The 11,706-nt window shown below is 54.5% G+C and carries 11 protein-coding genes and 1 riboswitch; of the genes, 10 read left to right on the forward strand and 1 reads right to left on the reverse strand.

Annotation, left to right across the window (positions count from 1 at the left end; genetic code table 11):
• The first annotated feature begins 20 nt into the window (after nt 1-20).
• The 7 genes from ccoG (at nt 21) to PS2015_RS12925 (ending at nt 6,543) form a co-directional block, all read left to right on the forward strand.
• The gene (ccoG, locus tag PS2015_RS12895) at nt 21-1,481 is read left to right on the forward strand and encodes a cytochrome c oxidase accessory protein CcoG (protein ID WP_058022617.1); all 1,461 of its coding nucleotides are present in this window, start codon (nt 21-23) and stop codon (nt 1,479-1,481) included.
• Nucleotides 1,478-1,969: a FixH family protein gene (locus PS2015_RS12900; protein WP_058022618.1), complete on the forward strand. Its 492-nt coding sequence runs from the start codon at nt 1,478-1,480 to the stop codon at nt 1,967-1,969. The genes ccoG and PS2015_RS12900 overlap by 4 nt, the downstream gene beginning before the upstream one ends.
• The gene (locus PS2015_RS12905; RefSeq protein ID WP_058022619.1) at nt 1,969-4,371 is read left to right on the forward strand and encodes a heavy metal translocating P-type ATPase; all 2,403 of its coding nucleotides are present in this window, start codon (nt 1,969-1,971) and stop codon (nt 4,369-4,371) included. Before PS2015_RS12900 ends, PS2015_RS12905 begins: the two co-directional genes overlap by 1 nt.
• Before the next feature lie 2 nt (nt 4,372-4,373).
• A complete protein-coding gene (gene ccoS / locus PS2015_RS12910) occupies nt 4,374-4,565 on the forward strand; it encodes a cbb3-type cytochrome oxidase assembly protein CcoS (protein ID WP_058022620.1) in 192 nt (63 codons plus the stop codon).
• Nucleotides 4,565-5,245, forward strand: coding sequence for a sulfite exporter TauE/SafE family protein (locus PS2015_RS12915; protein WP_058022621.1), 681 nt, complete (start codon nt 4,565-4,567; stop codon nt 5,243-5,245). Before ccoS ends, PS2015_RS12915 begins: the two co-directional genes overlap by 1 nt.
• A gap of 67 nt (nt 5,246-5,312) precedes the next feature.
• Nucleotides 5,313-5,909, forward strand: a complete 597-nt coding sequence (locus tag PS2015_RS12920) for a Yip1 family protein (RefSeq protein WP_082628134.1) — start codon at nt 5,313-5,315, stop codon at nt 5,907-5,909.
• Nucleotides 5,910-5,925: 16 nt separating this feature from the next.
• Nucleotides 5,926-6,543: a glutathione S-transferase family protein gene (locus PS2015_RS12925; RefSeq protein WP_058023356.1), complete on the forward strand. Its 618-nt coding sequence runs from the start codon at nt 5,926-5,928 to the stop codon at nt 6,541-6,543.
• A gap of 1 nt (nt 6,544) precedes the next feature.
• Here PS2015_RS12925 and PS2015_RS12930 read toward each other — a convergent pair whose 3' ends face one another.
• A complete protein-coding gene (locus PS2015_RS12930; protein WP_237113328.1) occupies nt 6,545-8,473 on the reverse strand; it encodes a hypothetical protein in 1,929 nt (642 codons plus the stop codon).
• Nucleotides 8,474-8,556: 83 nt separating this feature from the next.
• Nucleotides 8,557-8,813, forward strand: a riboswitch (cobalamin riboswitch).
• A 101-nt stretch (nt 8,814-8,914) separates the two neighbouring features.
• On the opposite strand from PS2015_RS12930, the gene PS2015_RS12935 reads away from it, so the two are divergent.
• The 3 genes from PS2015_RS12935 to PS2015_RS12945 are packed head-to-tail and all read left to right on the forward strand — an operon-like array spanning nt 8,915 to nt 11,663.
• Nucleotides 8,915-10,759, forward strand: a complete 1,845-nt coding sequence (locus PS2015_RS12935; protein WP_058022622.1) for a TonB-dependent receptor domain-containing protein — start codon at nt 8,915-8,917, stop codon at nt 10,757-10,759.
• A gap of 17 nt (nt 10,760-10,776) precedes the next feature.
• A complete protein-coding gene (locus PS2015_RS12940) occupies nt 10,777-11,196 on the forward strand; it encodes a hypothetical protein (RefSeq protein WP_058022623.1) in 420 nt (139 codons plus the stop codon).
• Complete coding sequence (locus PS2015_RS12945) at nt 11,196-11,663, forward strand: CYTH domain-containing protein (RefSeq protein WP_058022624.1); 468 nt, start codon at nt 11,196-11,198, stop codon at nt 11,661-11,663. The genes PS2015_RS12940 and PS2015_RS12945 overlap by 1 nt, the downstream gene beginning before the upstream one ends.
• Nucleotides 11,664-11,706 lie beyond the last annotated feature (43 nt).

Consider the following 11,706-nt stretch of genomic DNA (forward strand, 5'->3'; position numbering starts at 1 on the left):
CTGACCGGGACGGACGTCACATGCAGAAAATACCGACCCAGGAAATCAGGCCCGATAATCTGGACTCACGCGTTTTCAACCTGTACGAAAAGCGCGAGAAGATTTATACCCGTGGCGTAGAGGGTTTCTTTCAGCGGATAAGGCTGTTAACCGGCTGGCCCCTGCTGCTCGGGTATTTTCTGCTGCCCTGGATAAATATAGACGGGCGCCAGGCTGTTCTTTTTGATTTGCCTGCCAGGCAGTTTCACATCCTTTGGCTGACTTTCTGGCCACAGGACTTTGTCCTGCTGGGCTGGTTGCTCGCTATCGCCGCCTTCGCCCTGTTCTTTGTGACAACCCTGTGGGGCCGGGTATGGTGTGGGTATACCTGCCCGCAAACTGTCTGGACAGCCATCTTTATGTGGGCCGAACAGTTTGCTGAAGGCGAGCGTAATCAGCGCATCAAACTGGATAAAGTCCCATCTATTCTGACACCGCGTGGCTGGAACAAAGCGGGGCTGATCAAGACCTGGAAGCGATTGCTCAAACACAGCATGTGGCTGGGTTTTGCAGCACTGACCGGCATTACCTTTATCGGCTATTTTTATGGCATCAGGGATCTTGTTATAGATTCAATCAGTTGGCAATTGCCGTTAGTCGCAGCCTCATGGGTGGTGTTTTTTACCCTGGCCACCTATATCAACGCCGGCTGGATGCGCGAGCAGGTCTGCATCTATATGTGTCCCTATGCACGCTTTCAGTCTGTGATGTTTGACCGCGACACACTGGTCATTTCCTATGATGAATCACGAGGCGAACAACGCGGCCCGCGACGCCGCGATGCCGATTACAAGAAAGAGGGGCTGGGCGACTGCATTGACTGCACCATGTGTGTGCAGGTCTGTCCGACAGGCATCGATATCAGGGATGGTCTTCAGTATCAGTGCATTGGCTGCGCAGCCTGTATTGATGCCTGTGACGATATCATGGAGAAAATGCACTACCCGAAGGGTCTGATCTCTTACACTACCCAGAATAAGCTGGCCGGCGGTAGCTGGACCTGGAAGCGCCCCAAACTCATCGGTTACGGCGCTGCGCTGTTGGTAATGACATTACTGTTTGCAACTGCGCTCTGGCTGCGCGTGCCTTTGAATACCGAAGTCATCCGCGATCGCGGCGTGCTTTATCAGGAACTGGCAAACGGCAACATTGAAAATGTGTTTACCCTGCGAATCATCAACATGGATCGCCAGGCCCAGACCTTTCAGGTATCGCTGAACGGTCTGTCGGATGCCACCCTGCTGCCCGGCAATCAATTCGATGTCGAAGCCGGCGAGATTCGTGACGTGCTGCTGCGCGTGCAGGCCCCGGCATCGGCACTGTCGGGATCCAACCAGCTTATTGAGTTCCTGGTTGAATCGGCCGATCAGCGTCTTCGCTCAAGCAGTGAAAGTCGCTTTCTGGGCCCTCAGCCAGTTCCGACACGAGGAACCTCACCATGAGTCAACAGCCCTGGTATCGTCACCGCTGGCCATGGATTCTGATTTCTGTGCCGGTTATTTCAGTCATATTGGGCGTTGTGCTGCTTACAATCGCCTTTAATAACCCGGCCATCCTCGTCGTCGACAATTATTACTCGGAAGGACGAGCGATTAATCAATCCCTGGCTATGGACGATGCTGCCACTGAGCGCGGCATCTCGGCAAACCTGCAGTTGTCCGGCGATGGATTCCGGGTCACCCTGAACGGCTCGGACGACGCTGCGCTTCGCCTTTTCATTTATCATGCCACCGATCCACAACGGGATCAGCAATTCATCCTCTTGCCTGATGAGAGCAACGGTTTCCGGCCCGCCTCTGCTGAAGAAGAAGCCGCGCTGGACACGCTGCTGCGCAGCAACAACATCTGGTACTTTGAGGTACGTGGCGAAACAGATCTCTGGCGCCTGCGCCAGCGGGTAGAGTCTCCAACCTCGGAGATTGAATTGTAATGGCTGCCGTCATGAACAGTTCAGAGCTTTGTTTTCACTGTCAGCTCCCCTTGCCCGATTCACACGCACTGCAGGTAAGCGTTGATGGCGAATCGCGCGCTGTCTGTTGCCCGGCCTGTCGGGCCGCGGTGCAATTTATTCATGATCTGAAGCTGGATGATTATTATCGTTTCCGCTCGCAATGCGATACCTCCACAGTGCCCGGCAAGGCCGCCAACCAATCCGATGACGACAGTCTGCGGGAAGCCGTTCAGTGCGACCCGCAGGGTCATTTCAAGATTAACCTGCTGATCACCGATATCCGCTGCGTCGCCTGTACCTGGCTCATCGAACAAGTATTACAGCGACTGCCGGATGTGCTGGACGTGTCAGCTAATTTTGCCAGCCGCCGGGTCACTATCAGCTTTCAGGCACCCTTAAACGTCGTCAACATTGCTGAACGTCTGCGGGCGCTGGGTTATACCGTAAAGGCCGACCAACCGGATGCAGCCCGTGACGCTTATAAAGCTGAACGCAAGCAAATGCTGATGCGACTGGGTATTGCCGGCATCGGCATGATGCAGGTGATGATGTTCGCACTGGCCTCTTACCTGGGTGGCAATGATATAGAGCGGGCCTACGAAGATCTGATGCGCTGGGCCAGTTTTGCCCTTACAACGCCGGTCGTGTTCTTCAGCGCCTGGCCCTTCCACCGGGCGGCCTGGTACGCTTTGGCCAATCGCAGTCTGGTCATGGATGTGCCGGTATCGCTGGCAATTCTGGCGGCCTGGGTATTAAGTGTCTACAGTACATTGACCGGCGGCGCTGAAGTCTATTTCGACACAGCCTGCATGTTCACTTTCTTCCTGCTGATCGGGCGCTTCGCGGAGCTTGTGTCACGCTTTCACTTCCAGCAGAGCCAGGACATGCTGGAACATCTGCTACCTCGCCATGTGACTATGCAGGATGGCAGTCGACGGTCGCTGGACGCGCTCAGGCCTGGTGACCTGATTGCAGTGGCTGCCGGCGAAATCATACCGGCTGACGGCGTTGTGATAGAGGGACTGGGCGGCGTCAGTGAAGCGGCGTTCACCGGTGAACCCATGCCAATGCACAAGGAACCCGGTAGCCGTGTGCTGGCTGGCTCACAAAATCATGATGGCAGTTTTGTCATCCGGGTGGCGACCGATCCCGCTCAGTTCGTCATTCGCCAGATTGCTCATCTCTACGAACAGGCCAGTCGTTACCGACCACGCTGGGCACAGTTGGCTGACCAGACAGCCCGCTATTTCGTCGGTGCCGTATTGTTGATTGCGGCCGCAGCCGGACTTTTCTGGTATCAGGCAGGCAACCCTGAATTCCTGGTCATTGCATTGACGGTGCTGGTGGTGGCCTGTCCATGTGCACTATCACTGGCGACACCTGTAGCCTATAGCGTTGCGACAACGACCCTGCGCCGACACGGCGTTGTCATCAAGAACGGCATGTTCCTGGAGCGGGCCGCTGCTACCCAGGCGATAGTGTTTGATAAAACCGGCACACTGACGCAAGCCCGATTACAGATACGACAAACGATTCCGCTGGCAGACAGCGATAGCCAAACCTGCCTGGAAATTGCCAGCGCGCTGGAGCAACAGAGTCAGCATCCGATCGCCCAGGCCTTTAGCGCACCGCATTCTCTGCCAGTTGATGAGATCAGCATCATCCCCGGCAGCGGCGTCAGCGCCCGGATGCAAGGGCAGGACTATCGGATTGGGCACATTGACTTTGCGCTGAACAATGACAGCAACGCAATAGCCGCATGCCAGGCTCTCTTACCTCCGAGTGATAATGCTGTAACTGTAGTCATTCTCTCCCGTGACAAAAGGGCTCTGGCGGCATTTTATCTGCAGGACAGCCCACGGCCCGAGTCAGCTGAGGTGATCAGCCAGACTCATACGCTGGGCCTGCACACCGCCGTTTTTACCGGCGACCGGTCATTGGTTGCACAACAGATTCAGGATCGTTTCGGTGTGCGACAGGTACAGACGGCCATGAGCCCGGATGACAAAGTGCAGGCCATGCGTGAGCTTCAGAAACAATACAGGGTCATGATGGTGGGAGACGGGATCAACGATACCGCGGCCATGGCGGCGGCGGATACATCACTATGTGTTTCGCCTACCGACACCTTTGTGCAGAACAGCGCCGATGCCACACTGGTCAATAACACACTGACGCTGCTGCCCAGAATCCTGCAATTTGCGCGCAGAAGCCGACGCATTATCCGTCAAAACATCGTCTGGTCAGTCAGCTACAATTTCACAGTCATCCCTTTTGCCCTGCTTGGCATGGTTCCACCCTGGTTGGCGGCCTTGGGTATGAGTCTTTCTTCAGTGTTGGTTGTCGGCAATGCTGCACGACTGACCCGGCTGGGGGGCTGACCATGGAAATTCTGTTTGTCTTGATACCGTTAAGCCTGGGACTGGTGACATTCGCCCTGTGGAGCTTTATCTGGTCGGTGAAAAACGACCAGTTTGACGACCTGGAGCGGCAGGGCTGGTCCATTCTGTTTGAAGAGGAAGATAAGGTTAAAGAGCCACCCAAAACACCAGAAGCACCAGACAAGTTGCCGTAATGGAGCTTTGGGCGGCATTTTTACTGGGTGTCAGCAGTGCGCCACACTGCATGGCGATGTGTGGCGGCATCGCCTCGGCCCTGATCGTTGGCAGCCAGTCGACGGATAAGGCGATGATCGCATCCGACCGGCCCGGACATTCGGCCATACAGGCCGCGCTGCTGTTTGGTACGGGGAAAATGCTGGCCTACATGGGACTGGGTCTGCTGGCAGGGCTGGGGGGCTTTCTGCTGATCAACACCCAGCAGCAGGCGCTGGGTGGACTGCGAATGGTGGCCGGCCTGCTGATGATACTGCTGGGGCTTTATACGGCAGGTTGGTGGAATGGTTTAAGACATGTGGAACAAAGCGTTTACCGATTCTGGCAACCGCTGTTATCACGAATCAGACATGTCAGCCTGCAAAGCTGGCATGGAAAACTGCTTGCAGGCGCAGCCTGGGGCCTGCTGCCGTGCGGCATCGTTTACACCATGCTGGCAACAGCACTGGCATCAGGCAATATTATGCAGGGCATGCTGATCATGATGAGTTTTGGTTTGGGTACCATGCCGTTTGTACTCAGCGCCGGCGGCCTGGTCAAACTCAGTAGTCGCTGGATGAGCAGCCGCTGGTTTCGATCGCTGCTGGGTCTGGTGCTGATAGGTTTTGGCATCGGCACTCTATATATGGCGATGAGATAAATGAATGCACGATGTAAATGTGTTAACAACAATCAATTAAGAAGACCACAACAAAGGAGAACAGGCCATGAATCACCTGCTTGGCATTTTGACTAACCCTAAAGCGGAGTGGGCGCGAATCAGGGATCGCGACGATTCAATCGCGGGACACTATCTGCGCTATCTCATCTGGATTGCCATCCTGCCGCCACTGGCCTGGTGGTATGGTGCCAGTCAGATCGGCTGGGAGCTGTCCGGCCGTGAAATTCGCCTGACTTCTGCATCGGCTGCCCAGATTATGGGATTGTTCTATGTGACAATTCTGCTCAGTGTGGGCTTTCTGGGCTATATGATTCATTGGATGGCAAAAACCTATGATGCGAAAAACGACGATATCGCGCACGGTGTTGGTATTGCAGCCTATATGTGTGCACCGATGTTTGTCGTGGGCCTGACTGGTTTTTACCCCAATTTGTGGCTGGATATGTTTCTGGCGACAGCCGCCTCAGCCTACACAATTTATCTGCTCTACATCGGCATACCCATTGTGTACGATATGCCAAAAGAACGAGGCTTTCTGTTTGCCAGCGCCACAGTCGCGGTCGGCCTGGTACTGATGGTTTCACTGATGGCCGCCACAGTGATTCTTTGGGAAATGGGTGCCTCTCCTGTATTTACTGACTGACAAGGCTACAAAAATGATGAAGCTGTATGAAACCCGGATCGCCCCTAACCCCAGGCGTGTGCGGATATTTCTGGCAGAAAAGGGATTGCTGGACCAGGTTGAACTCATTGAGATGGATCTGCAAAAAGGCGACAACCTGACGCCAGAACACAAGGCCCGCAACCCGATGAGAAAAGTACCGGTACTTGAACTGGAGGACGGCACCTGCATTTCGGAGACCATGGCCATCTGCCGGTATATTGAAGAGGCATTTCCTGGCACGTCGGCCTTGTTGGGCCAGACCGCATTAGAAAAGGCGTACATTGAGCAATGGTTGCGCTGGATAGACTTCTATTTCATGTTGCCAACAGGCATGGCGTTTCAACACACCAGTGGCTACTTCAAGGACCGCATGACGCCTTTCCCTGAATGGGGTGAAGAATGCAAAAGGCAGGCTGGTGGCTTTTTCCGTTTCCTGGATCGCCATTTGGCAGACAAACCGTATATTTGCGGGGATCAGTTTACAGCCGCCGACATCAATGCGCTTTGCGCCCTGGACTTTAACAAGACCATCAAACAGCGTATCGCGCCAGATCAAGGCAATTTGCAGGCCTGGTATGAACGTCTTTATGAGCGTCCTTCAATAATGGCTTGAGCTATTGACGACGGTCACCAACCAATCGACGAGCCAATACCAGGCTTCGGTACCAGCGGCGTTGCGCCGCCGGAACTGCAGCAGGCCTCACTGTAAGCAGACTCTGGGCTGGCGGCTCATCGCCAGCGCTGTGATTGACCAGAATATCCAGCACTGACTGTCTGGCACCATAGGTTTCATTGAGAAAGCGGCAGGCCTCTTCACTCAGACTCACCCGATAATGGCGCACCAGCGCAACTGCCAGATGCTCGGCGGCCTGACTCATATCTTCTTCCACATCCTGCGCCATGGATTCACCCAGCAGCTTTTTCTCCTGCGCACTCATGCCTGGTTCCAGGTCGCCCATATAAGTGGCAAGTGTCGCACCAATCCCGCGCTGAATTTCCGGATAGGATAGATGAATATGCGGTTCCAGTGCCAGAGCCGTTTCAATGGCCAACTGCCTGGCACTGTCAAAGGTCAACGGATTGTCCCGCTCCGCGCGACGCTCAAACAAACCTTTGGTCTCGTGCGTCTCCAGGTGCTGATCGCGCATGTAACGCGCAAGGTGGCTGCAAACTTCTTTTCTCTCTTCATCATCCAGGCGCACGACCTTCTCCAGAATGTGTACCCCGCGCCCGCGCGGGCCGATACGTAATTCTTCGGTGTCCAGCCTGGCGGCATCCATCAATTGATTCCAGTCCTCTGCTGCCAGTAGAAAGTCTGCGTGCAGCTCACCGATTCGTTTAAATGCATCGTGAGCATTCCGATATAGTTTCAATGCTTCGGTCATTGATTCGGCGTTATTGCGCAGGATCAGCCGTCTATCCGACCTGCCCTCTGACAGATCCTTCACTTGTTGCTGCATTTGTTCCGCCAGTTCATCAAGCGCCTCACTTACCCGCTCTACCAGTATGTTGGCACCAATGCCTTCGGGTACTTGCTCATAGTTCATCAGCCCCACCTCCACCAGCCAGGAGGCAAGACTGCGGATTCGATTGCTGCCGGCTGCCTGAGCAATACGGTAACGGCTGCGCTTGCGCTCCATTCTGTCCAGAGCGGCCGCCAATCGCCAACGCCCCCGGTAATCAAATATCAGCATGGGCAGTTCGCGACCATTAATGAGCTCGAATGCCAGCACCAGCATCGACTCAACATCCTGCATGGTTATCAGCAGCAGATTATCCTGTTCAATGGCCGCCAGTACCCGCGCGATAAAGTGCTCCGTACGCGGTGTACCATGTCTCAATCTGGCAATTTCTCCCTGGTATCGCAGTCGCAGGATTTCGGCTGCCTGCGGCGAAACTTCAGCCAAAGAAATCATGGTAGTCTCAAACCTTTCGTTCCATTGGGAATGAACATCGTCGATACGTGAAAAAAGACCAGCACGACGAAAATTATCTATATTCCCCAGGATTTCGGCCAACTCTGCGTCGCCAGTCAACTGCTGACTGGCCATCACGACACCTCCCGGTGAAAGATCAACGCGTTGCAACAGTTGAATAGCAGATTCCCGCTCCCGAGTCTCGCCCTCATGGCTGCTTACCACCAGATTTTTTACTGAAAGTATCAAGTCCCCCAGTTTGTCGATTACTTCAGTAACGGCAAGTTGCGCCCTCTCAGAACGATAACCCAGTGTGCTGTCGTAAACAATTTTGGCAATCAGGGCGATCAAGCCACTCAGCACCGTAAAGCTGACAAAATAAATCAGTTGTTGATTTGATGGCGCCTGACCGAAGCCGATATAGTATCCACCATACAAGCCCAATGCCGTGACCGGCCCTGCCGTCCACGCCAGCCCCAACAGACTGCGCGAAATGCGTACCCGCCGAACACTGCGGGCAAACTGATCAAGCTGCTCAGTATCCTCTCGATTGAGGGAAATCCCTTTTTTATCCTGCTTCCTGCGCCACGACCAGCGCAACAGATTGGTGAAAGATCGGTTAATCACTGTATTACCGGCGTCACATCTCGTTAGCTAAAGCGCCCAGTATACATGAGCGATAGCCGATTGACTTGCTCAGCGCTTTGGCCTAAGGTGGCCTCGCTTCAGGTGTTTACTGTCTATCGGGATAGAGAGTCAGTAAATGAAACGGGAAGTCGGTGCGGCCATATGATAGCCAGCCAATTCCGACGCTGCCCCCGCAACGGTAGGCAAGTCAGTGCAGTCTCAATGCCACTGTCCAGGTGCATGCATCATGCGCCAGGATGGGAAGGCGACTCGCACAAGGTCAGCTTTTGACAGCGGCCAGCTTGCAAGCCCGGAGACCGGCCTGCTGCAAGTGAACGCGCTGCGGTGGGCAGGCTTTCGACCGGTCTGTCGCAGCAGTCCGTCGTAGCGCATTGTTTATACACCACACACTCGGGTGAGAGTGTGTCAGGAGACAATGCCATGACAACCAAACGACCACTGCTGCTGGCCAGCGCTACCTGCCTGCTGCACTTTGCCGGCATCAGCACGGCGCAGGATAACCCTGCAGCCCAGCCAGGCGATCAGCCCGCAGAAATGCTGATCACTGCCAACCGCTTTTCCCAGTTACGTGCCGACACACATACGGCGCATTCCGTCATCGACAGCACAGCTATCCGTCGCAGCGCCGCGCAGAGTCTGTTCGATGTATTATCTACTCTTCCAGGCATGCAACTGGCGCGCACTGGTGTAGAAGGCTCACAGACCAGTCTGTTCCTGCGCGGCAGCAACTCTAACCACACACTGATTCTGCTGGATGGTGTGCGCCTGAATACCGCAAGTGAAGGCGCTGCCAGACTGGAAAATATCCCTTTGGACAGCATTGACCGAATAGAAGTGGTAAGAGGTCCGCAATCGAGCCTTTACGGTGCCGATGCCATTGGGGGCGTGGTGCAGATATTTACTCGCAAGGATGTGGCAGCAGAGAGCCTGGCAGGGGAACTCCGCCTGGGCAGTGGTACTGAACAGACTCGCCTGGCCAGCGCTGCACTCAGCGGTCGCACTGCATCAACATCGTTGCACCTTAATCTGTCGCACCGCCAGACCGATGGCATTCCTTCTCTCAATGCTCCGATGCCAAGCACTGAAGACGCTGACTATCAGAATCAGTCCGCCTCATTGCGACTGAATCACCAGTTTGACCCACAGCATTCCGTTTCGCTGAGCTGGCAAAGCAGTGATGCCGAAAAAACCTTTGATGGCGGCGACTCAGAGGCCGACAGCCAGACGATTGCACTGAGCCTGCATAATACCTGGACGGATCAGTGGCAAAGTCGATTGCAGCTGAGTCGTTTTCGTGATGCCAACATCACGCGCAGTTTTGGGGAAGCACGCAGCACCACACGCCGTGAAAGTCTGCAGTGGCAACACGAGCTGACACTGTCATCAAACAGCAACAGCGTTGTTGGTCTGGATGTTGACCGGGAGTCTCTGGATTATCAGAACCCTGGCGCCGTGCTTAATCAAAACTCACGTGACAACGTTGGACTATTCGCGGTACATCAGCAAAGCTGGGGGGACTGGTCCTCAACACTGTCTGCCCGACACGATGACAATGAGCAGTTTGGCAAGCATCAATCTGGTCGTCTCTCGCTGGGCCGACACCTTGGAGATCACAGCAACATCTGGTTGGCCGCGGGTACCGCCTACAAGGCCCCCACCATGCTGGATCTGTATGTGGATTTTCCGGATTTCTGGTTCTACGCCAATCCTGATCTGCAGCCAGAAAAAGCCCGCAATCTGGAGCTGGGATTCAACACACATTGGTTTGCCACCGATCTGACCGTCAATGTATTCCGTAACGACATACGCGACCTGATCGGCACCGATACCAGTTTCACGACACTGGCCAACATCAGTCGGGCACGTATTGATGGCTCGGAGATTACGATGAACAGAGACCTGTTTGGCTGGCAGACCATGCTCTCGCTCACCTGGCTGGACCACGAGAATCGTGCGACAGGTCAGCGACTGGTGCGAAGACCTGACAGAATGCTCAATCTGCAAATCAGCAGACAATTTGAACGACTGTCGGTATTATTGGATTGGCAGGCCAATGGCTCGCGAGCCGATCTGGATCCGGTAGACTATTCCAGGTCACGCGTGGCTGGTTATGGTTTGCTGGACTCAGTCATAAGCTGGCAATTCTCTGACCAGCTCAGCGTACAGTTAAAAGTGGGTAATGTATTTGACCAGCAATACGAGGTGGTTGACGGCTACAACACCCTGGGCAGACATGCGCTGCTGACTGTAAATCAAGGTTTTTAACTAAGTGGAGATTCGGGATGAACAAGGCAACGCAGGCTTCAATCAGTTCACGACTCAGCAAACCGGTCATTACACTGGCCTGTCTGTTAATAGTCGGTGCGGTATTGTGGCAACTGCTGCCCAAAGCGTCTTTCTCCAGTGATCTCAGCCTGGTCGGTCAGGGAAGACCGGCCCTGGTCATGCTGCGTGAGATTCACGTCATGGGCGGTGAACGCGTCATGGAAGACATGCTGAGTATTTATCCTGATTATGAGCAGGACATGGTTTTTCTGGTAGTTCATACCGGCCATCCGGACGGTCAGGCATTTTCACGTGAGCACAATGTCCGCGACGGAGAACTGGTGCTGTTTGACAGCCAGGGAACGGCGCTCCAGCGCAGTGACCGCCCTGCCGATGCAGAGGCACTGCGTCGCTTTATAGATCAGCACCTTATCTGATGGCGACAGAAATTGAACGCAAGTTTTTACTGGCGAATGGCAACTGGCGAACGAAAGTTGTCACGAGCATCAAGATTATCCAGGGATACCTGAGCCGAGACGAAACGACGGTGCGCATCAGGAAGTCAGGCAATCAGGCCTGGCTGACCATCAAAGGCCCAAGCCAGGGAATCAGCCGACTGGAATATGAATATGCCATCCCCCCGGCCGATGCTGACCAAATGTTAATGACCCTGTGCGACGACCAGCTCATAGAAAAGACCCGCCATCTGGTACCTGTAGACGCACTGACCTGGGAAATCGATGAATTTCATGGCAGACATCACGGATTGATAGTAGCAGAACTGGAATTGCCTCATGAGCACACCGCATTCGAGCGACCCGACTGGCTCGGCCAGGAAGTCTCCTCTGATCCGCGCTACCGCAATTCTTATCTTGCATCGAATCCATTCTCTGGTAATCCGTAGCAAGCTGTCCTATTCTTGATTCGGAAGTGCTACGGAGAGCTGC

Origin of the sequence: Pseudohongiella spirulinae, assembly GCF_001444425.1 — a bacterium.
Classification (GTDB): Bacteria; Pseudomonadota; Gammaproteobacteria; order Pseudomonadales; family Pseudohongiellaceae; genus Pseudohongiella; species Pseudohongiella spirulinae.